Raw genomic sequence first — 20,454 nt, forward strand, 5'->3', positions numbered from 1 at the left:
GAGGCGGCGCGCCGTCTTGGGGCTCAGGTCGAGCAGGGCGCGGATGGCGCTCGAGGTCTGCGCTCGCGCCCGCAACTCCAGAACTTGGCCCAGCAGCACCAGCACCACGATGGCGGCCGCGGCCTCGAAGTACACGTGCACGGCGCCGCCCTCCCCGCGCAGCGAAACCGGGAACATTCCCGGCGCCAGCAGCGCCACCGCGCTGTAGAGATAGGCCACGCCCGTGCCCATGGCGATCAGGGTGAACATGTTGGCGCTGCGGTTCACCACCGACTGCCAGCCGCGCTCGAAGAAAGGCCAGCCGCCCCACAACACCACCGGCGTGGCCAGCAGAAACTCGATCCACTGCGAGACCCGGGGCGCCAGGCCCAGGTGCAGCCACATCCCGCCCATGGCCAGCACCAGCAGGGGGGCGGTCAGTACTAGCCCCACCCAGAAGCGGCGTGACATCACCCGCAGTTCGGGGTTCTCTTCCTCCTGCGCCGTGACCTCCATGGGTTCGAGCGCCATGCCGCACAGGGGGCAGCTTCCCGGCCCCGGCCGCACGATCTCCGGGTGCATGGGGCAGGTGTAGGTCGTTCCCTGGGCAGCGGTCGCAACCGCTGGCGGCGCCTGGGGAGCGAGGTACTTGGCGGGATCCGTCCGGAACTTCTCCGCGCAGTGCGTGCTGCAGAAGTAGTAGGTCGTGCCCGCGTGTGCGGCGCTGCCCTGGGCGCGGGCCGGATCCACGCTCATGCCGCAGACCGGGTCCTTGGCCATGGCCACCGGCGGAGCCAGCATGGCCGCTGCCGCGGGCTGAATCTGCATCAGCGGCGCCGCCAGTTTGGGTGCCAGATATCTCTCGGGCTGCGCGCAGAACTTCTCCGCGCACCCCCCGCAGCAGAAGAAGTACTCACGGCCGGCATGTTCCACCCGCGCCTTGGCGGTCGCCGGGTTCACACTCATGCCGCAGACGGGATCCTTCACGGTTGTGGCCGTCGGGTTGTGCTGGGAGTCCATGGCGCGCCGTCGGGACTGTTCTATATTAGAGTGTTCCAGCCCCGATGGGATTCTGGTCTGCCGAAGAGGTGACGAACATGACCACCCTGGATGTCAGCTTCCGCTACGGCCGCCCGCCCGGGGAAGCCGAGCTACGCGCCCTGCAAGCGGCCCGCGAGGTCTATGGGATGCGCCGCATCCGCTTCCAGCCCCGTGATTCCACCGTCTCAGTGGAGTATGACGCTTCCCGGCTCAACGAAGCCACGGTGGAAGCTCTGCTACGACAGGCCGGCCTCGACCTGCAGGGGAGAATCGCTCAGGGGTGAATCCGGGTTGGGAGGGAGTTTCTGCGGGTCCGGGGGAGAATGCTCGAGGCCGCTGCCCGCGTGGTGGGTTTTTAATGCAATGGGGCGTCCAGGAAGACCTCTGGCCGAAGCTCATCTCATGAACGCCCCACTGCGCGCCACTTCGTCTGTTCTTGCCTAGTGCATCCCCGGTGCCATCCCCTACTGCTTTGAAACTAGGCGGCTTGCAGGCTCTGCCCCGGTCGGGCGCGGCGCACTTTTTGCCGCCGCCGGGAAACTTTTACCGGGAAAGGGAGAACGCCGCTGGCAGCTCGTCAGGTTGCGGCTTCGCAGCCTGCCTAGGAGCGGTTCTGCTACCCTGAGCGGGAGCTCCGCCCACCATGCCCGCTCCCGCCCGCTCCCGCCTCGCCTATATCGACTGGATGCGCGGCCTGGCCTGCGTGCTCATGTTCCAGACCCACTGCTATGACTCCTGGTTGAGCCCTGAGGCCCGTAAGTCCACCTTCTTCATGTGGTCGCAGCTCGGGGGCACGCTGCCGGCGCCCCTTTTCCTCTTTCTCGCCGGCATTTCCTTCGCCTTGGTCACCGACAAGCTGCGCCAGAAGGGCTTGGACGCCGAGCAGGTCGCCCGCTCCACCATCCGCCGCGGCGCCGAGATCTTCGCCCTGGGCCTGCTCTTCCGCCTGCAGGAGTACGCGATCGCCTTCCCCTGGGCCCCCTGGACCGACCTCTTGCGCGTGGACATCCTGAACACCATCGGCCTCTCCATGATGCTGATGGGGGTCGTCTGCCGGCTGGCCGTGCTCCACGCCACCAAGGACCCGGCCCGCGCCCGCTGGAGGAGCGCTGCGGCCGCCGTCGCCGCCGCCCTGGCCATCTCCCTGCTCACCCCGCCGCTGTGGACGACTTGGCGCCCCGCCTGGCTGCCCTGGCCGCTCCAGTCCTACATCAACGGCGTGCACACCTTCGATAAGCCCCAGCCCTGGCTCTTCCCCGTCTTCCCCTGGACGGCCTTCGCCTTCGCCGGGCTGGCCACCGGCTTCCTGCTCCTGAGTGATTGGGGGCGGAAGCGCGAAGCTGCGACCTTCGCTCTCGTCGGCGCCGGCGGCGTGGCCATCATCCTGCTGGCCCGCTGGCTGGACGCCCGGCCGTTCCAGTTCTACGCCGTCTACGACTTCTGGCACACCAGCCCCAACTTTTTCCTCATTCGCGTGGGCATCCTGGGGATGATCCTGGCGGGCTGCTACGCCTGGTGCCGTTGGGGCGCGGCCCAGTGGGGCTTCAGTCCCCTCATCCAGATGGGCCAGACCTCGCTGCTGGTCTACTGGGTGCACATCGAGTTCGTCTACGGGCGCTTCTCCATCCTGACCAAGCATGCGCAGAGCGTGCGCACGGCCTCGCTGGGCCTGCTGGCCATCTTCCTGGCCATGCTGCTGCTTTCGGTGCTGCGCACCCGCTGGAAGGGGCGCGGGCAGGAGGTCCTGGCGCGGCTGCGGCCCACGGCCCCTGCGGCGGAGTGACTACGAGGATTTCTTCTCCAGCGGCTTGAGGAACTCCTCCGCCGACATGGTAGGAGCCACGCGCTGGATCTTCTCCAGGATCTTCTTGCGGTCGGCTTCGGACTTGGTAGCGGCGTAGCGCCGGCGCAGATTGGCGATCTTCTCCTTGCGGGCGCGGCGGCGGCGGATCTCGGGTCGGCGGCTGAATCCGGACATCGTATCTCTCCTTTGGTTCCTAGAACGGGTTCGAGCGCGGGCCTTCGGTGATCTTGCAGTCCGCGCCCCCCGGAAAGATGGCCTTGTGTCCCTTGGGGCAAGTGACAAAGTAAACGGCCGCGGCCAACCGCGCCAGCAGGTCTTTGCGGTCCTCGGCGCCGTCGCGCGTGGTATAGACGCGGATGCGGCCTCCGCACTCCGCCTGCGCGCACCCGAACTCCACCTCGACCGGCGTCGGCTCCGGGGGAAGATGCCGCAGGTCCTCGGTGGCGCGGTAGCTGTGCTGCACCTCCACTCCGCTGTACTCATAGACGTAGTTGCAGCGCGGGCAGGCGAAATTGACGGTGATGCCGGCGCGCACCGGCCGGTGCCCGCCGATGGTCACGTCCTTGGGCAGGGGCAGGCTGATGGTGTGCTGTCCCACCAGCTCGTTCTTGCACCCCAACTCGTAGATGGGATATCGCATGGGCGCCCCGAGGGCCGCACGATTCTACCAGAGCGAATCGCTCCTCCCGCCTCTCCCCGCTACGCCTCTGCCACCACCGCCAGCACCACCTGGCGCTCGCGCGGGCCGTCCAGCTCCACCAGCACCACGCGCTGCCAGGTACCCAGCAGCAGCTTTCCCCTCTCCGCCGGCAGCGCCACCGAAGTGCCGATCAACGCCGAGAGGATGTGGTCGGGAACGTGCGCGGGGTCGTGCGGGTGGCGGTAGCGCAGCTTGGGGACCATGGCCTCGAAGGCGTCGAGCATGTCCAGGTCGGTCCCGGGATCCAGATCGGCGGTGGTCAGCGCCGCGGTCGTGTGCAGGATGGTGAGGTGGCAGATCCCCGACTTGCCCGCGAGCGCCTTCTCCACCTGCTCGGTGATGTCCACGATCTCGCGCTTCTTCCGCGTCCGGATGGCCAGCTTGTGCATGCCCGCCGCCTACCCTTCCCACTCGTAGCCGCAGCGCAGGCACACCAGGGTGGCCCGCTTCTCCAGCAGGATGGACCACTGGCAGCGCGGGCAGCGCACGAACTCCACCTTGTCCTCGAGCAGGCGCTCGGTGCGGCCCAGTGGAGGCTTGTAGGGAGCCCCCGTCACTTTGTCGATTTCGCCCATGCGGCTACTCTAATGGTAGCCCTTTGGAGGCCCGTATGCGCCGCTCTCCGCTTTGCTTGTCCGCCTGCCTGCTGCTCCTGCTGATGGGAGCGGCCGCGTGGGTGCGGGCGCAAGAGGCGCCCCCCGACCGCGATCCTCTGGTGCTGGCCACCGACTCCCTTCCCCGCGGGGTGACGCAATTGCCCTATGAGCTGCAGTTGCGGGCCCGCGGCGGAACTCCGCCTCTGCATTGGCGCGTGGCCAGCGGTGCGCTGCCTCCCGGCATCGAGCTGGATGCCGAGCACGGCCGGCTGCACGGCACCCCGGGCGCCGTCGGCCAGTTCCGCTTCAGCCTCAGCGTCACCGACTCGGGCACCCCCGCCGACGGGCGGGAGCGGGTCTTTTTCCTGGAGGTGGTGCCGCCTCTTCTGCTGGTGTGGAGGCAGATGCCCGCCGTGGATGGCGACCGCATCGCCGGCTCGGCGGACATCACCAATTACACCCCCGACGAGTTCGACCTGACCTACATCGTGGTGGCGGTGAACGAGATCGGCAAAGCCTTCGCCCTGGGCTACCAGCACGGCCCCATGAAGGGCGCGAGCGGGCCGCTGGAGTTCCCCTTCGGCGCGGGCATGAACCTGCCTCGCGGCCGCTATGTGGTGCACGTGGACGCGGTGGCCGAGGTCGCGGCGCGCAAGGCCATCTATCGCGCCCGCCTCCAGGCCGGAGAGTTCCAGGTCCCGTAGTGCCGCTCCACGCCGGCTGGGGTTACGGCAGTTCGCCCTCACTCATGGTGAAGAGGAAGGGGCTGGGTGTGTAGTCGGTGAAGACCCCGATCACCTGGATCTGCGCTCCGGCCGCGGGGGGATGCGCCAGAGGCTTCATCAGGATCACCTTGACGTCCGCCGTCCGGCTGGCTTGGTTGTCCTCGGTGATCGCTCCCAGGATGGTGTCCTGAGTGGCGGAGATGACCATCATCGGCAGCTTCAGCTTCGCCTTCCCGTTCTGCTGCTTCTCCTGGATGACCGCCCAAACCTTGGCGGCTGCCTCCTGGTTGGCGGGCGAGGCGTCGCGGTACTGCAGGACGTACTCCCAATCGCCGAAGGACAGCGTGGCGGGATCGTTCTGCTGGACGGCCTGCACGGCCAGCTCGGCCGGCGTGGGCGCGGGCTTGATGGACTGCGCGAAATCGGCGGGCGGCGCGCTCTGGCTGGCCACGGCCAGGACCAGTTGGTCCCAGCCGTCCGTTCCGCCATGGTACTTGCGGTACTTGGCCTTGCCGTACGCCTCGATGGATTGCCGTCCGGCAGCGTTGCCCCCGGCCAACTGCATGGCCCGCGCCACGTACCAGAAGCCGTTGACGTCGAGAGGCTGCATCTGCAGCTCGGCGATGCCGAGCTGGTAAACGTCCTGCAGGCTGCTGGGATCGGCCGCCACCGCCTTCAGGTAGTACTCGCGCGCTCCGGCGTAGTCCTTCGCCTGCAGGCGACCGAAGCCGGCGGCCCCGTTCAGAAGCGACGTCATGGTCTGGCGCAGCTTGTCGTAATCCTGCTGCGGCATGTCGGCGGGCTTGGTCCAGCCCGGCAACGCCTTGAGTCCGCGCTGCGCATAGGCCAGCGCCTCTTCCCCTGCCTTGGTATCGCCCTGAGTCGCGCGGGCGCGCCGCAGGAAAGCCAGAATGGCCAGCGCCCGCACGTTCTCGGGCTCCAGCTCCAGGATGCGCCCCGCCATGGTGTCCACTTTGGCGGCGTTGCCGGCCTGCTGGTACGCCGCCATCGCTTCCGCGAGGGCGTCGATCTTCACTACGCTGTTGGGATACTGAGCGGCAAAGACCTCCATCGCCGCTGCCTTCGCCGCCGGATCGGTCGTATTGAGGGCGGCCATGTAGGCATTGTATTCGGCGGGATCTTTGATCACCTTCTGGTTGGTCTGGGCGACGGCCGCGAGCCCCAACACCAGGACCATCAGCATGACAGCAAGCTTCTTCATGGCGTTCCCCTTGGGATGATGGTGTCCAAACCTCTGCGCGAGCAGCGTGCCATTGTAACCTCGGGACGCGAGGGCGATCGGCCACGAGCCGCGCGCGCCACTCCGGTTCAGCGCCGGCGCGCGCTTCCCGGGTTCTCCATCAGGGACATGAGCAGCAAGGCGGTTACCCCGAAGATCAGCAGGTCCACGGTGAACATGGCGACTCTCCTCTTGTGAAGTTCGAGGGAAGAACGCCGCCCGGCCGGGAGCTTGCAGGGCGCTGCCAAGTGCCGGAGATTCAGGGAGGTAGGGGCGCGGTCCGCGATCCGCGATCACAGCCAGGTGCCAGCCTTGTAGCGCCGGTACTCCTCGCCGAAGGCCTGCTCCAACACCGCCTCCTCCTTGCGGATGCGCAGCAGTTGCGTGGAGTACAGAACCAGGAAGACGACCAGCGCGAGCAGCCAGTGCAGCGCCAGGAACACGCCCAGATAGGCGACCAACGCGAAGGTGTAGACGGGATGGCGGAACTTGGAGTAGAGGCCGTGGGTGACCAGGGCGCGGGCCTCGGCGCGGGGCGTGAACGACTTCCCCAGTTGTAGCCGCGCCGTCGTCCAGCAGGCGAAGCCGGCCACGGCCACCGTCATCCAGACCAGATACCAGGCATGCTCGTTCCAGCGCGACAGAGCATAGGCGCTGAAGCCCAGGAACGGGACGGTATCGAACCACCAGAGGTACTTCACGAGCAACTCAGGAAGAAAACATCATGGCGCGCCCTGAGAGATTCGAACTCCCGACCTTCTGGTTCGTAGCCAGACGCTCTATCCAACTGAGCTAAGGGCGCGCGCGTGCGGCGTTTCTAGTATAGCAAACCGCCTTCCGGCCTCCGCCCCGTGGCTAAAACCACGCCAACTGCCCGCGCAGCTTCTTGGAGAGCTTCTCGATCCTCTTCAGCCGCTCGTTGAGGTCCTTGGAGACCAGCCCCTGCTTCACCTTCTCGATGTCGGGCGGGACGGTCTGCGCCAGCCGCGCCAGCTCGTCGGCGTCCTTCTGGAACTGGACCATGTCCACGGGCGGCTGCTTGGCGGCCGGCGGCTCCGGCCGCTCGGTGTCGACGTCGACGTTGTCAGGCAGGCGCCGGTGCGAGGTCTGCGCCGGCGCCAGCAACGCCGCCATCAGCAACAACAGGGCCCACCAGGAAAACCTCCTCATCCCGCACCTCCTGCGACTTGTGCCGAACATTCTAGGGCGGTTCCGCCTCGCCCGGCGTGTAAACTTGAAGGTTAGCCGGGACGCCCGCCATGGCCGAGACCCTGCGCACCAACAACAAGCCGGTGAGCAAGCCGGCGCAGGATCCCTCCCGCGACTTCCTGCGCTCCGAGCGTCACCCGCTCGACGCCCTCTTCGTCCCCAAGAGCGTGGCCGTGATCGGCGCCACCGAGAAGCCCGCCAGCGTGGGCCGCAGCGTGCTCTACAACCTGCTGACCAGCCCCTTCGGCGGCACCGTCTATCCCGTCAATCCCAAGCATCCTAGCGTGCTGGGCATCCGCGCCTATCCTCGCATCGCCGACATCCCCGACAAAGTGGAACTAGCCGTCATCATCACCCCCGCCGACAGCGTGCCCGCGCTTATCGGCGAGTGCGTGGAGGCCGACGTCAAGGGCGCCATCGTCATCTCCGCCGGCTTCAAGGAGCACGGCGCCCACGGCGCCGACCTGGAGCGCCAGATCCAGCAGCAGCTCCAGCGTGGGCGCCTGCGCGTGGTCGGCCCCAACTGCCTGGGGGTGATGAACCCGCGCCGCGGCCTGAACGCGACCTTCTCCGCCACCCAGGCCCTGCCCGGCAACGTGGCCTTCATCAGCCAGTCGGGGGCGCTGTGCACCGCCATCCTGGATTGGAGCCTGCGCGAGAACGTGGGCTTCAGCGCCTTCGTCTCCACCGGCTCCATGGTGGACGTGGGCTGGGGCGACCTCATCTATTACCTGGGCGACGACCCCCACACCCAGGCCATCGTCATCTACATGGAGTCCATCGGCGACGCGCGCAGCTTCCTCTCCGCCGCGCGCGAGGTGGCGCTCACCAAGCCCATCATCGTGATCAAGGCGGGACGCAGCGAGGCCGCCAGCCGCGCCGCTGCCTCCCACACCGGCGCGCTCACCGGCAGCGACGAGGCCCTCGACGCCGCCTTCCGCCGCTGCGGCGTGCTGCGCGTCACCAGCATCTCCGACCTCTTCTACATGGCCGAGGTGCTCTCCAAGCAGCCGCGTCCGCGCGGCCCGCGCCTGGTCATCCTCAGCAACGCCGGCGGGCCCGGGGTGCTGGCCACCGACGGGCTCATCGCCGCCGGAGGCGAGTTGGCCCAGCTCTCCTCCGAGACCATGGCCAAGCTCGACGCCTTGCTCCCGCCCCACTGGAGCCACAACAATCCCGTGGACATCCTGGGCGACTCCGGCCCCGAGCGTTATGCCCAGTGCCTGGAGATCGTCTCCAAAGACCCCGCCTGTGACGGCGTCCTGATCATCACCGCGCCGCAGGGCATGACCTCTCCTACGCAGCTTGCCGAGAAGCTCGTCCCCTTCGCCCGCCTGGAGGGCAAACCCATCCTAGCCAGCTTCATGGGGGGCGCCAAGATCGCCGGCGGCGACGCCGTGCTGCGCCAGGCCAACATCCCCACCTTTCCCTTCCCCGACACCGCGGCCCGCGCCTTCAACTACATGTGGCGGTACAGCTACAACCTGCGCGGCATCTATGAGACCCCGGCCTTCGATCCCGCCTCCGAGAGTGAAGCCGCCGACCACGCCCTGGTGGAGAAGACCATCCAGGAGGTGCGGCGCTCCGGCCGGACCGTGCTCACGGAGCTCGAATCCAAGCAGGTGCTGGCGGCCTACGGCATCCCCAGCGTGCCCACCCGCCTCGCCCACAGCGAGGACGAGGCCGCGCGCCTGGCCGCGGGCATCGGCTATCCTGTGGTACTCAAGGTCTTCTCCCACACCATCACCCACAAGACGGACGTGGGCGGGGTGAAGCTCAACCTCGCCGACGAGCTGGCCGTGCGCACGGCCTTCCGCGGTATCCAGGCCTCGGTCGCGGAGAAGGCCGGAACGAGCGAGTTCCAGGGCGTGACCGTGCAGCCCATGGTTCCGCTCGACGGCTATGAACTCATCCTGGGTTGCAGCCTGGACCCGCAGTTCGGCCCGGTGCTGCTCTTCGGCACTGGGGGGCAACTGGTGGAGGTCTTCCGCGACCGCGCCCTCGCCCTGCCTCCCCTCAACACCACCCTGGCCACGCGCATGATGGAACAGACCCGAATCTGGAAGGCTCTGCAAGGCGTGCGCGGCCGCAAGCCCGTGGACACGGCGGCGCTGGCCGCCCTGCTGGTGCGTTTCAGCCAACTCGTGGTCGAGCAACCGTGGGTCAAGGAGATCGACATCAATCCCCTGCTAGCCTCGCCCGGGCGCTTGCTGGCGCTCGACGCCCGCATCATCGTCCACGGCCCCGAGGTGCGGCGCGAGGACCTCCCCCGCGCCGCCGTCCGCCCCTATCCCTCGCAATACGCCTCACCCTGGAGCATGAAGGACGGCACCAGCGTGCTGATCCGCCCCATCCGCCCCGAGGACGAGCCCCTCATGGTGAAGTTCCACGAGAAGCTCTCCGAGCGCAGCGTCTACCTGCGCTACTTCCACCCGCTCAAGCTCAGCCAGCGCGTCGCCCACGAGCGCCTGGTGCGCATCTGCTTCATCGACTATGACCGCGAGATGGCCCTGGTGGTGGTACGCAAAGACGCCGCCGGCGCCCAGGAGATCGTCGCCGTGGGCCGCGTCTCCCGGCTGCACGCCTCCACCGAGGCCGAGGTCGCCGTCCTGGTCAGCGACCAGTACCAGCGGCGCGGACTGGGTACCGAGCTGCTCCGCCGCCTGCTCGAGATCGCCCGCAACGAGGGCATCCGGCGCATCTCCGCCAACATGCTGGCCGAGAACCTGGAGATGCAGGCGGTCAGCACGCGCCTCGGCTTCCGCATGGTGCCCCAGCCCGAGGACGACATGGTGCAGGCCGTCTACGACGTGCCTTAGCTGACGCCATGCCCCACGTCCTCATCGCCACCTCCAATCCCGGCAAGCTGCGCGACTTCGCCGGCGCCGCCGCTCCTCACGGGCTGGAGGTCCGCGGCCTGCCCGAATCGGTCCGGGCCCAAGTTGTCGCGGAGGACGGTGCTACCTTCGAGGCCAACGCCCGCAGGAAGGCCGAGCACTACAGCCGCCTCGTCCCCGGCGAAATGGTCCTGGCCGACGACTCCGGCCTGGAGGTAGATGCCCTGGGGGGCGCTCCCGGCGTCGACTCGGCGCTCTATGCCTCCCTGGAGCGCGGGAGCCGCGCCAACTCTTCCGACGCCGCCAACAACGCCCGCCTGCTGCGCGAACTGCAGGCCATCGCCGGCGACCGCCGCACCGCCCGCTTCGTCTGCGTGCTCGCCGCCGCCCGCGATGGTCGCACCCTGGCCACCTTCCGTGGCCAGGCCGAAGGCCGCATCCTCACTGCGCCCCGCGGTTCCGGCGGCTTCGGCTACGATCCCCTGTTCCTCGTCCCTGGGCTTGGCAAGACCTTTGCCGAGCTTCCCCCGGAGGAGAAGGCACACCACTCCCATCGTGGCGCCGCTTTCCGGAAGTTTCTGGAGTGGTACGGAGGTCCTTCGCTTCGCTCAGGATGACGGCGGGCTCCCGCGGACCTGCCTTGAGCGAGCGCCCGTGAGCCGAAGGGCCCAATGCCCGCCAAGCGCCCCTATTTGAAGCACTTGGCCAGCGCGCTCGCGATGGCGGTCAGCTTCTGCATGTCCATGGGAGTGAAGTCAGGCCCGGCGGCCGGCGCCGACTCCCCCTTGCGCGAGACCTGGATCACCCCCAGGACCCCGGCCGCCCCCGTCACCGGCACCGACATCAGCTTCTGGATGACGTGCATGTGCTTTTCCATCTTCTGCCCCGGCGCGGGCTTGGGCTTGTCGCCCAGCTCCACCGCCTCGAAGACGCTGGCGTGCTTGGCCTGCGCGAAGTTATTGACCACCTCGGGCCGCTTGGTGGTGGCGGTCCGCGCCGCCACCGAGTTGCTGGTGTTCAGGGGGATGCTGCCCACCTGCGCCAGCCGCGCCGGATAGACGAAGCCCAGGTTCTGGCCCGATACCCTCAGGATGGCGACCTCTTCGGGATGCACCGAGAATACCTTGGCCAGCTCGTGGCCGATCCGCTCTCCGTTCTTGGGGCTCAGCCCCTCGGCCTCGCATTCATTGGCGATGCTGGCAAACGCCATTACCGGTGTGGCCATATCCTCGCTCCTCGCTGGGCAGACTGCCGGGTGAATGAGTGCGTGTCATTATATCCGCCGCCCGGCCGCGCACAAGCCCGCCTCGGGCCGCTCCCCCTACCAGGCCTGTCCCATCCAGCGCACTTCGCAGCGCGGATGCAGGGGGGCGATAGCGATCTTGTTCTTCGCCGCCCACTGCTGGAACTCCTCGATCTTGCCCGGGTTCTTGGCTTCGAATTGCTTGCGCTCGCCGGCGAAGCGCTCGCCGCCGCTCAGCAGGATGTAGGGCGCCAGGTAGCCCGCCTTCTTGACGGACACCAGGAAGCCGAAGGTGGGATCGAGCTTCTTGCCACCCTCGCTGAGCTCGTCGACGATCGCGATGAAGCCGCCCAGGACGTAGACCTCCTCGTCGAGGTTGTCCACGTAGGTCTCCGCTCCGGGAAAACGCTTGTGATACTCGTCCGCGCTCATGGCGGCCGCGCGGCTCATGCAGTAAGCCAGGTGGACGGCTCCTTCATTCTCCCCCAGGTTTTTGTCCACCGCGATGTGCACGTCGATCAGTTCTTTGGCCTGCTCGTAGCGGTCGCCCTTGGTCTCGAGCTTGGTGGCCTGTGTCAGTTGTTCGTCGGCCAGGTAGAGCTTCTGCTGCAGATAGTAGATCCGCCCCAGAAGGAAGTACGGGGAAGCGTACTTGGGGTCCACGCTCTCCGCTGCTTTCAGCTCGGCGATGGCGTCGTCGAGGCGCTCCATGCGGATCTCGGTGAGGGCGAGGTTGTAGTGCGGCTGGCCCACCGCCGGCGCCACCGCAATGGCCTGCCGGAAGTAGCCCACCGCCTCCTCCCGGCGGCCGGCGTCGTCGAGGACGTTTCCCAGGCCGGTGAGGCACAGCCAGCAGTCGGGCTGGCGCGCGATGGCCAGGCGCATCTGCTTTTCCGCCTCGGGCAGCTGCTTCATGGCCCAATAGGCCAGCCCCAACTCGTAGTAGCCGTCGTACCAGTCCGGGGCCAGGACGATGGCCTGCTCGTATTCCGCTTTGGCCTCTTCGTACTTACCCTGGTCGTAGAGCCCATTGCCGCTCTCTACGTGCTGCTGCGCCTCGGGCGGGACCTTGCTGGCCGCCGGCGCTTGCCAGCCGGCAGCCACGTTCGCCAGCAGGAGGAGGAAGCTCAGGCCTGCAACGCGTTTGCGCATGGGCGGTCTCCCTGGACCCAACGGATTGTAACGAAAACCCCTGCCGCCCGTCAGTGCCCCCGCCGCAGCGCGTTCTTGACCGCCTCTTCGCCGCCGGACGATAATGCAGGATTGGAGTTGGGTGTTCGCTGCGATTCAGGAGCGCCGTCTTCATGGCTACTTCGGCGGGTCCTTCTTCGGAAGTGTCGTCCCCTGCGGTGCGTCCGGGAGTGGCCCCCCTGCGCGCGGGCCAGGGGTATTCCTTCGTCCTTCGCCGCCTGCACTCCCTCACCGGCATCGTTCCCATCGGCGCTTTCCTGATGGAGCACTTCTTCTCCAACGCCTTCGCCCAGAACGGTCCCGCCGCCTACAACGACACCGTCAAGTTCCTCACCGGGCTGCCTTTCGTCACCTGGATCGAGTGCCTCTTCATCTGGATGCCCATCCTCTACCACGCCCTCTACGGCCTGTGGATCTGGTTTCGCGGCGAGTCCAACGTCCTCGACTATCCCTGGACGGGCAACTGGATGTACACGGCCCAGCGCTGGACCGGCGGCATCACCTTCGTCTACATCGTCTTCCACACCACCACCATGCGCTTCCTCGGGGAGCACCTCATCACCCACCCCGAGTACGGCTTCACCAAGGTGTGGACCGAGTTCCGAAACCCCTGGATCGTGGCCTTCTACGTGGTGGGCATCGTGGCGGCCTCCTGGCATTTCGCCTACGGGCTCTGGTTGTTCGCCGCCAAGTGGGGGCTGGCAGTGGGTCGCAACGCGCATCGCAAGTTCGGATTCGTCTGCCTGGGGATCGCCCTGCTGCTGATCGTGGTGGGACTCTCCACGGTGTGGGCTTTCCTGAGCTATACCCCGCCGCCTTCGCCGGCGGCGCAGACCTTGGTGGTACATTGAACGTCCCGGCGGCTGCGGCTGCGCCGGTGCGCAACGAGTAAAGGATCATGGCAGCTGTTCCCAGGATCATCGTGGTGGGCGGGGGCCTGGCGGGCCTCTCCGCCGTCATCAAGATCGCCGAGATGGGCGGGCACGTGGACCTGTTCTCCATCGTTCCCGTCAAGCGCTCGCACTCGGTCTGCGCCCAGGGCGGCATCAACGCCGCCAAGAACCTGAAGGGCGAGGGCGACTCCACCTGGCAGCACGTCGACGACACCATCTACGGCGGCGACTTCCTCGCCAACCAGCCCCCGGTCAAGGACATGTGCGACGCCGCTCCCGCCATCATCGACCTGCTCGACCGCATGGGCGTGCCCTTCAACCGCACCTCCGAGGGTCTGCTCGACTTCCGCCGCTTCGGCGGCACCCTCTACCATCGCACCGCCTTCGCCGGCGCCACCACCGGCCAGCAGCTCCTCTACGCGCTCGACGAGCAGGTGCGCCGCTACGAGGCCGACGGCCGGGTGCGCAAGTTCGAGGGCTGGGAGTTCCTCTCCGCGGTGCTCGACTCCAACAAGATCTGCCGCGGCATCTGTGCCCTGGATCTGCGCAGCATGGAGGTGCGCACCTTCCCGGCCGGCGCGGTCATCATCTGCACCGGGGGTATCGGCGCCATCTTCGGCAAGAGCACCAACTCCGTGGTCTGTACCGGCTCCGCCCAGTCCGCTCTCTACCAGCAGGGCTGCTACTACGCCAACGGCGAGTTCATCCAGGTGCATCCCACCGCTATCCCCGGCGAGGACAAGCTGCGCCTCATGTCGGAGTCGGCTCGCGGCGAGGGCGGCCGCGTCTGGGTCCCCAAGCAGAAGGGCGACAAGCGCGAGCCCCGCTCCATCCCCGAATCCGAGCGCTGGTACTTCCTGGAAGAGTGGTACCCCAAGTACGGCAACCTGGTACCCCGCGACGTGGCCACCCGCGCCATCCACAAGGTGGTCTACGAGCACGACCTGGGCGTGGAAGGCCAGCCCATGGTCTATCTCGACCTCACTCACATCGAGCGCGCCGTGCTCGACCGCAAGCTGGAGGGCATCCTCGAGATCTACGAGAAGTTCATCGGCGACGACCCCCACGACGTGCCCATGAAGATCTTTCCGGGCATGCACTACACCATGGGCGGGCTATGGGTGGACTTCAAGCAGGCCACCAACCTGCCCGGCATCTTCGCTGCCGGCGAGTGCGAATACCAGTACCACGGCGCCAACCGCCTGGGCGCCAACTCCCTGGTCTCCTGCATCTGGGGAGGCTTCGTGGCCGGCCCCGAGGCGGTCAAATACGCCGCCTCCGCTCCCCCCGCCACCAACGGCTGCTTCGAGGCCGAGCGCAAGCGCCAGGAGGAGATCAACGCCCGCCTGGTGAAGTCCGACGGCACCGAGAACCCCTTCCGCCTGTGGCGCGAGTTGGGCGAGATCATGACCCGCAACTGCACCGTCATCCGCTACAACAAGAACCTGAAAGAGACCGATACCAAGCTTCATGAATTGCTGGAGCGTTTCCAGCATATCAACCTGAGCGACAAGCAGATGTGGGCCAACACCACCTTCACGTTCACGCGCCAGCTCTACAACATGCTGCAATTGGCCCGGGTCATCGCCCAGGGCGCGGGCATGCGGGACGAGAGCCGCGGCGCTCATTACAAGCCCGAGTTCCCCGAGCGCGACGACAAGAACTGGCTCAAGACCACCAAGGCCTACTTCGCGGCCGATGCCGACGAGCCCCGCTTCGAGTTCGAAGCCGTGGACACCTCGCTCATCCCACCGCGACCCAGGAAATACTGACAAGGACCATGCCCGACAAGACCATCATCCTGAAGATCAAGCGCCAGCGCGATCCCAACTCCGAGGCCCGCTGGGAGGAGTTCGAGATCCCCCACCGGCCCAACATGAACGTCATCTCGGTGCTGATGGAGCTGGCGCTCAACCCGGTGAACCGCCAGGGGCAGCCCACTACCCCCATCACCTACGACTCCAACTGCCTGGAGGAGGTCTGCGGCTCCTGCGCCATGCTCATCAACGGCAAGGCCCGCATGGCCTGCTCCGCCCTGGTCGACCAACTGGAGCAGCCCATCCACCTCGAGCCGCTGAGCAAATTCCCGGTGGTGCGCGACCTCTCCGTGGACCGCAGCGTGCTCTTCGAGAACCTGAAGCGGGTGCAGGCCTGGATCCCGCTCGACGGCACCTACTTCCTGGGCCCCGGGCCCCGCCTCGGTCCCAAGGCCCAGGAGGAGGCCTACCCGCTCTCCCGCTGCATCTCCTGCTGCTGCTGCATGGAGGTGTGCCCGCAGTTCAACGAACACACCGGCTTCGTGGGGGCCGCCACCATCGCCCAGGTGCGCCTGTTCAACATCCATCCCACCGGCAAGGCCCTGGCCCACGAGCGCCTGCAGGCGCTGATGGGCGACGGCGGCATCCAGGAGTGCGCCTTCTCCCAGAACTGCGTGGAGATCTGCCCCAAGAGCATCCCTCTGACCAAGTCCATCGCCGACGTGAACGGGCAGGTGGTCCGCCAGGCCGTCTCCGACTTCTTATTCAAGTGAGTGGATGCCCTCCCCCGCGGGGGCAGCACGCTCAGGGACATGTCCTCCCGATACGGGAAGGAGTCGAAAAAGGCTCTTGCCTTCTGTTACCCGTCGGTTACAATCCAGCGAGCGTTTCACAAATCCAGCTTGTGGAGTGGTTTTTCGGCCCATGGGAACCCGCGGTCTCCGGCTTTTCCTCATCCTCTCGTTGCTCTCCTCCAGCCATCTGTTCGGGGCTTCGGCCCACACGCGCGCGACCGTTCGCGTCCGCCGCACTCGCGCCCGGCACATCTACTGGAACCCGGTCTTCCGGGGCTCGCGCCAGTCCCTCATCAAGCAGAACGAAGAGATCGACCGCCTGCAGCTTCCCCGCATCGAGGACGACGCCCAGCTCGACGACCTGATCCTGCGCCAGGAATTGGTGCCGCTGCCCGCCAGCGAGAGCCTGGCCGTGGCCGGCAACCTGCCCCAGAACCGGCGCTACTGCCGTCCCTGGACCGCGGACTTTGTCAGCGACCTGAGCCAGGCCTATTACCTGCAATTCGGCCGGCCCCTGCTGGTGACCTCGGCGGTGCGCACGGTGGAGGTGCAGCACAAACTCCGCCGCCACAACCGCAACGCTGCTCCCGAGAGCGGCGAAACCGCCTCCTCCCATCTCGCCGGACTCACCATCGACATCTCCAAGCGCGGCATGAGCAAGCAGGAGAAGCACTGGATGGACGACTACATGCTCCCGCTCAAGCAGATGGGGCTGATCGAGCCGGAGGAGGAGCGCCGCCAGCCCGTCTTTCATGTTATGGTGTCGCAACGCTATGCCGAATGGAAGCAACTGCTGCCGGGCCCTGACACCTCTCTGGCCGCCGTTCCGGCCGGCAAGTAAGCTCCTCCACCGCGTCCTCGCCGGCACGCTTCTGCTGGCTGGCACCCTGGGCTGGTCCCAGTCCAAGCCCGCCGGCAAGGCGAAGCCCGACGCCCGCGCCCTGCACAACTCCGCCATCGTCGTAGACACGCACGCCGACACGCCCCAGCGCTTCCTCGACCAGGGCTTCGACATGGCCACCGTCACCCCGGTCTCGGAAGGCATGGTGGACCTTTCCAAGGTGAAGGAAGGCAACCTGGGCGCGGAGTTCTTCTCCATCTGGGTGGACCCGGTGGCCAACCAAGGCCACTTCGCCCACCACGCTTTCTCCCTGATCGATTCCGTCTACCAGCAGGCCGCCCGCCATCCCGAGCAGATGGTGATGGCCTACTCCGCCGACGACATCGTGCGCGCCCGCCGCGGCCCGCATAAGCGCCTGGCCACGCTGATGGGCCTGGAGGGCGGCCACGCCATCGAGAACGACCTGGGCGTGCTGCGCGACTTCTATCGCCTGGGCGTCCGCTACATGACCCTCACCTGGTCGAACACCAACGAGTGGGCCGACTCCTCCGGCGACATCGACGATTCCAAGGTCCAGCACCACGACGGCCTCACTCCCTTCGGGCAGCAGGTGGTACTGGAGATGAACCGCCTGGGCATGATGGTCGACATCTCCCACGTCAGCGACAAGACCTTCTACGACGCCGTGGCCACCAGCCGCGCCCCGGTCATCGCCTCGCACTCCTCCGCCCGCGCCCTCTGCAACCATCCCCGCAACATGACCGACGACATGCTGCGCGCCGTCGCCAAGAACGATGGCGTGGTCATGGTGAACTTCTTCGCCGGCTTCCTCGACCAGAAGTTCCTCGACGCCTACCGCGCCCAGCAGCCGGCCATGGATGCTGCGGTGAAGGACTTCGAAGACCGCTACAAGCGGGAGCATCACACCGACTCCGTCCCCTACGAAGCCGAGATCCCGCTGCAGAAAGAGTGGGTGGCGAAGATCCCGCGCCCGCCTTTCTCTTCCCTGATCGACCACATCGACCACATCGCCAAGGTGGCGGGCGTCGACCACGTCGGGCTGGGCTCGGACTTCGACGGAGTGCCCGCCCTGCCCCAGGGCATCGATTCGGTGGCCGACCTGCCCAAGATCACCCAGGCCTTGCTCGACCGCGGCTATACGCCCGAGCAGGTGCGCAAGATCCTGGGCGGCAACCTGCTGCGCGTCTTCCGCCGTGTGGAGGCGGTCAGCCGCCAGATGCAGAAGGAAGAGCGCGTCGCTGCGGCCCGCTGATTCGCTGGGCGCCCTCCTTAGACTGTGATCCTGAGCGGGTTTTCAGCCCGCGAAGGACCCCTATACCCTCCGCGATTTGCATTCCCACCTGATAGAATCCTCCCTTCGCGAGGTCCTTATGCTCAAGCTGCTGCGCTTTGCCTTCATTCCGGCGCTGACCGTCTCTCTCCTTCTGCTGGCGTGCTCTTCCCCCAGCAAGGAGCCGGAAGCCGCCACACCCGCCGCCCCGGCCGCCACGCCCCAGCCTCTGCCCGAGCAGGCCACCGCCATCCTCGACACCACCGCCGGCAAGATGAGCTGCGAGTTGTTCCCCAAGCAGGCCCCGGAGACGGTGCGCAGCTTCATCGGCCTGGCCGAGGGCACCAAGGACTGGAGCATGAACGGCCGCAAGGTGCATGGCGTGCCGCTCTACAGCGGCGTCATCTTCCACCGCGTGATCCCCGGCTTCATGATCCAGGCCGGCGACCCCAGCGGCACCGGCTCCGGCGACGTCGGTTTCACCCTTCCCGACGAACTCGTCCCCGAGCTCAAGTTCGACCGTCCCGGCCGCCTGGCGATGGCCAACACCCTGCAGCCCAACACCGGCAGCAGCCAGTTTTTCATCACCGAGACACCCCAGCCCGGCCTGGACGCCTGCTATGACCTCAAGGGTTGCTCCCGCGGCTCGCGCTTCATCCCCAAAGGCTACGGCTTTACCATCTTCGGCCAATGCGACGCCGCCACCGTGGCCCTGGTCAAGAAGATCGCCCGCATGCCCCGCGACCCTTCCAACGACCGTCCCTTCCAGCCGGTCAAGATCAACAAGATCACCATCGAGCGCGGCGCGTCCGCGCCCGCCAAGACCAAGTAACTTGAAACTTGAAACGTGAAACCTGAAACGGAAAGGACTCCCATGGCCCGCCAACCCGGCCTCTACGCCATCTTCGACACCACCCAGGGCACCATCGTCTGCCGCCTCTTCGAGAAGGACGCCCCCAAGACCGTCCAGAACTTCACCGACTTGGCCGAAGGCAAGCGCGAGTGGACCCATCCCGCCACCCGCCAGAAATCCAAGAGCCCGCTCTACGACGGCACCCTCTTCCACCGCGTGATCCCCAACTTCATGATCCAGGGCGGCGACCCCATGGGCAACGGCATGGGCGGCCCCGGCTACCAGTTCGAGGACGAGACCAAGGGCTCGCCCCACAAGTTCGATAAGCCCGGCAAGCTGGCCATGGCCAACGCCGGCCCCAACACCAACGGCTCCCAGTTCTTCATCACCGTGGCCGCCACCGACTGGCTCACCGGCAACCACACCATCTTCGGCGAGGTGATCGAGGGCCAGGACGTGGTCCATAAGATCACCGCCGTCCCCCGCAACCGCCAGGACCGCCCCAACCAGGACGTCAAGCTGAACTCGGTGAAGATCGAGCGGGTTGGCTGAGAGATGTCCTTGTCTGCCCTCGAGCGCTGGTACACCAGCCAATGCAACGGCGAGTGGGAACACAGCTACGGAGTCAAGCTCAATACTCTCGACAACCCCGGCTGGCGGGTGGAGATCGATCTTCGCGACACGAAGAAAGAGGGGGTTTCGCTGCAGACGGTGAAGATCGAGCGCACCGATGACGATTGGATCCACTACTGGATCGAGAAGCGGCGATTCCAGATAGCGTGCGGTCCTGGAAACCTGTCGGAAGCCATCGAGCTGTTTGTGGGGTGGTTCGCGTCAGAGTAAGTCCTGAGTGGCACCGCGCATGAGAATGTGGATGGTCCCGCCCCGGCGCATGTGCCGCAAGCACCTGCTGGGGGAACACGTCGAGATTCACATGGCGGTGGCCTCGCTGCGCCTGGGCCGCCTCCTTGACGGCTTCCTGGAGAAGGGCCTGCTCGAACTCCACAACCTGCGCGCCCGCCACGATGCGCTAGTCGAGGAGATGCGGCGCCGGGGCTACCGCCACCGCTCGCCCCTGGGCCGGGTCCCCCGTCGCCGCGGCGGCCGCATCAATCGCCGCCACGCCGCCCAGGAACTCGCCCGCCGTTGCCCCGATTGCTTCCGCTCCTGATCATGTGGCCCGGTCGCCCTCGGCGGTGCATGTAGGGAGGGCGTGCCGCCCGCCCTGCCCCATCCCGCCTTGCAGGATGGCGTCATCCTGAGGGGCCTTGGCCCCGAAGGACCTCGCGCGCAGTGCCGATTCCGCCGCCGGGAACCTCCGCACATGCCGCGGTGTCTGCCCTTCCATGCGCCGCCCCCTCGACGTCACTCTGGTCGCCCTCTACCACGCCGGCTTCTCCGCCGTGCTGCTGGGCGTGCTCGTCTGGCAGTGCGCCTTCCATCCGCCCTCCGCCGGCTGG

The 20,454-nt window shown here is 67.0% G+C and carries 24 protein-coding genes and 1 tRNA gene; 14 read left to right on the top strand and 11 right to left on the bottom strand.

Annotated elements, in window-relative coordinates; translation table 11 throughout:
• The coding region (locus VEG08_01735) for a YHS domain-containing protein (protein HXZ26697.1) at window positions 1-999 on the bottom strand (999 nt) is incomplete at its 3' end.
• Between the two features lie 77 nt (window positions 1,000-1,076).
• On the opposite strand from VEG08_01735, the gene VEG08_01740 reads away from it, so the two are divergent.
• Together VEG08_01740 and VEG08_01745 are read left to right on the top strand one after the other, a co-directional pair.
• Entirely contained in the window at window positions 1,077-1,304 is a 228-nt protein-coding gene (locus tag VEG08_01740; GenBank protein ID HXZ26698.1) for a hypothetical protein, read from the top strand.
• 359 nt (window positions 1,305-1,663) lie between these two features.
• Complete coding sequence (locus VEG08_01745) at window positions 1,664-2,803, top strand: heparan-alpha-glucosaminide N-acetyltransferase domain-containing protein (protein ID HXZ26699.1); 1,140 nt, start codon at window positions 1,664-1,666, stop codon at window positions 2,801-2,803.
• Here the strand turns inward: VEG08_01745 and VEG08_01750 are convergent, their stop codons facing one another.
• The 4 genes from VEG08_01750 to VEG08_01765 are packed head-to-tail and all read right to left on the bottom strand — an operon-like array spanning window position 2,804 to window position 4,099.
• Complete coding sequence (locus VEG08_01750) at window positions 2,804-2,998, bottom strand: DUF6800 family protein (protein HXZ26700.1); 195 nt, start codon at window positions 2,996-2,998, stop codon at window positions 2,804-2,806. It abuts the gene before it with no gap.
• A 19-nt stretch (window positions 2,999-3,017) separates the two neighbouring features.
• The gene (locus VEG08_01755) at window positions 3,018-3,464 is read right to left on the bottom strand and encodes a hypothetical protein (GenBank protein HXZ26701.1); all 447 of its coding nucleotides are present in this window, start codon (window positions 3,462-3,464) and stop codon (window positions 3,018-3,020) included.
• A 59-nt stretch (window positions 3,465-3,523) separates the two neighbouring features.
• Window positions 3,524-3,913, bottom strand: a complete 390-nt coding sequence (locus tag VEG08_01760; GenBank protein ID HXZ26702.1) for a secondary thiamine-phosphate synthase enzyme YjbQ — start codon at window positions 3,911-3,913, stop codon at window positions 3,524-3,526.
• Between the two features lie 9 nt (window positions 3,914-3,922).
• On the bottom strand, window positions 3,923-4,099 hold the full coding sequence (locus VEG08_01765; GenBank protein ID HXZ26703.1) for a hypothetical protein: 177 nt from the start codon (window positions 4,097-4,099) through the stop codon (window positions 3,923-3,925).
• 35 nt (window positions 4,100-4,134) lie between these two features.
• Here VEG08_01765 and VEG08_01770 point away from each other — a divergent pair, with 35 nt between their 5' ends.
• On the top strand, window positions 4,135-4,824 hold the full coding sequence (locus VEG08_01770; protein HXZ26704.1) for an Ig domain-containing protein: 690 nt from the start codon (window positions 4,135-4,137) through the stop codon (window positions 4,822-4,824).
• A 22-nt stretch (window positions 4,825-4,846) separates the two neighbouring features.
• On the opposite strand, the gene VEG08_01775 is transcribed toward VEG08_01770, so the two are convergent.
• From VEG08_01775 to VEG08_01790, 4 genes are all read right to left on the bottom strand, one after another.
• Window positions 4,847-6,067: a hypothetical protein gene (locus VEG08_01775; GenBank protein ID HXZ26705.1), complete on the bottom strand. Its 1,221-nt coding sequence runs from the start codon at window positions 6,065-6,067 to the stop codon at window positions 4,847-4,849.
• A gap of 311 nt (window positions 6,068-6,378) precedes the next feature.
• Window positions 6,379-6,786 (bottom strand): isoprenylcysteine carboxylmethyltransferase family protein, encoded by a 408-nt coding sequence (locus VEG08_01780; protein ID HXZ26706.1) that lies wholly within the window; start codon window positions 6,784-6,786, stop codon window positions 6,379-6,381.
• A 24-nt stretch (window positions 6,787-6,810) separates the two neighbouring features.
• Window positions 6,811-6,887: transfer RNA gene (locus VEG08_01785), tRNA-Arg, on the bottom strand.
• A 53-nt stretch (window positions 6,888-6,940) separates the two neighbouring features.
• On the bottom strand, window positions 6,941-7,255 hold the full coding sequence (locus tag VEG08_01790) for a hypothetical protein (GenBank protein HXZ26707.1): 315 nt from the start codon (window positions 7,253-7,255) through the stop codon (window positions 6,941-6,943).
• Window positions 7,256-7,344: 89 nt separating this feature from the next.
• Between VEG08_01790 and VEG08_01795 the strand changes: the two genes are divergently transcribed.
• Both VEG08_01795 and rdgB read left to right on the top strand, forming a co-directional pair.
• Window positions 7,345-10,113, top strand: coding sequence for a bifunctional acetate--CoA ligase family protein/GNAT family N-acetyltransferase (locus tag VEG08_01795; protein HXZ26708.1), 2,769 nt, complete (start codon window positions 7,345-7,347; stop codon window positions 10,111-10,113).
• 8 nt (window positions 10,114-10,121) lie between these two features.
• Window positions 10,122-10,748 (top strand): RdgB/HAM1 family non-canonical purine NTP pyrophosphatase, encoded by a 627-nt coding sequence (gene rdgB, locus VEG08_01800; GenBank protein ID HXZ26709.1) that lies wholly within the window; start codon window positions 10,122-10,124, stop codon window positions 10,746-10,748.
• A 71-nt stretch (window positions 10,749-10,819) separates the two neighbouring features.
• On the opposite strand, the gene VEG08_01805 is transcribed toward rdgB, so the two are convergent.
• On the bottom strand, window positions 10,820-11,356 hold the full coding sequence (locus VEG08_01805) for a GAF domain-containing protein (protein ID HXZ26710.1): 537 nt from the start codon (window positions 11,354-11,356) through the stop codon (window positions 10,820-10,822).
• 96 nt (window positions 11,357-11,452) lie between these two features.
• Window positions 11,453-12,526: a tetratricopeptide repeat protein gene (locus VEG08_01810; GenBank protein ID HXZ26711.1), complete on the bottom strand. Its 1,074-nt coding sequence runs from the start codon at window positions 12,524-12,526 to the stop codon at window positions 11,453-11,455.
• Between the two features lie 152 nt (window positions 12,527-12,678).
• Between VEG08_01810 and VEG08_01815 the strand changes: the two genes are divergently transcribed.
• From VEG08_01815 to VEG08_01855, 9 genes are all read left to right on the top strand, one after another.
• On the top strand, window positions 12,679-13,416 hold the full coding sequence (locus VEG08_01815; GenBank protein HXZ26712.1) for a succinate dehydrogenase: 738 nt from the start codon (window positions 12,679-12,681) through the stop codon (window positions 13,414-13,416).
• A 47-nt stretch (window positions 13,417-13,463) separates the two neighbouring features.
• On the top strand, window positions 13,464-15,230 hold the full coding sequence (gene sdhA, locus VEG08_01820) for a succinate dehydrogenase flavoprotein subunit (protein HXZ26713.1): 1,767 nt from the start codon (window positions 13,464-13,466) through the stop codon (window positions 15,228-15,230).
• Window positions 15,231-15,238: 8 nt separating this feature from the next.
• Complete coding sequence (gene sdhB, locus VEG08_01825) at window positions 15,239-15,988, top strand: succinate dehydrogenase iron-sulfur subunit (GenBank protein HXZ26714.1); 750 nt, start codon at window positions 15,239-15,241, stop codon at window positions 15,986-15,988.
• Between the two features lie 151 nt (window positions 15,989-16,139).
• Window positions 16,140-16,850, top strand: a complete 711-nt coding sequence (locus VEG08_01830; protein HXZ26715.1) for a DUF5715 family protein — start codon at window positions 16,140-16,142, stop codon at window positions 16,848-16,850.
• On the top strand, window positions 16,783-18,123 hold the full coding sequence (locus VEG08_01835; GenBank protein ID HXZ26716.1) for a dipeptidase: 1,341 nt from the start codon (window positions 16,783-16,785) through the stop codon (window positions 18,121-18,123). The genes VEG08_01830 and VEG08_01835 overlap by 68 nt, the downstream gene beginning before the upstream one ends.
• Window positions 18,124-18,241: 118 nt before the next feature.
• Complete coding sequence (locus VEG08_01840) at window positions 18,242-18,973, top strand: peptidylprolyl isomerase (protein HXZ26717.1); 732 nt, start codon at window positions 18,242-18,244, stop codon at window positions 18,971-18,973.
• 42 nt (window positions 18,974-19,015) lie between these two features.
• Complete coding sequence (locus VEG08_01845) at window positions 19,016-19,546, top strand: peptidylprolyl isomerase (protein HXZ26718.1); 531 nt, start codon at window positions 19,016-19,018, stop codon at window positions 19,544-19,546.
• A gap of 3 nt (window positions 19,547-19,549) precedes the next feature.
• Window positions 19,550-19,837, top strand: coding sequence for an immunity 53 family protein (locus tag VEG08_01850; protein HXZ26719.1), 288 nt, complete (start codon window positions 19,550-19,552; stop codon window positions 19,835-19,837).
• Between the two features lie 31 nt (window positions 19,838-19,868).
• Window positions 19,869-20,165 carry a pyrimidine dimer DNA glycosylase/endonuclease V gene (locus VEG08_01855; protein HXZ26720.1) on the top strand — a complete coding sequence of 99 codons (297 nt, stop codon included), beginning with the start codon at window positions 19,869-19,871 and terminating at the stop codon, window positions 20,163-20,165.
• Window positions 20,166-20,454: the final 289 nt, after the last annotated feature.

This window comes from Terriglobales bacterium (assembly GCA_035624475.1).
Classification (GTDB): Bacteria; Acidobacteriota; Terriglobia; order Terriglobales; family Acidobacteriaceae; genus DASPRL01.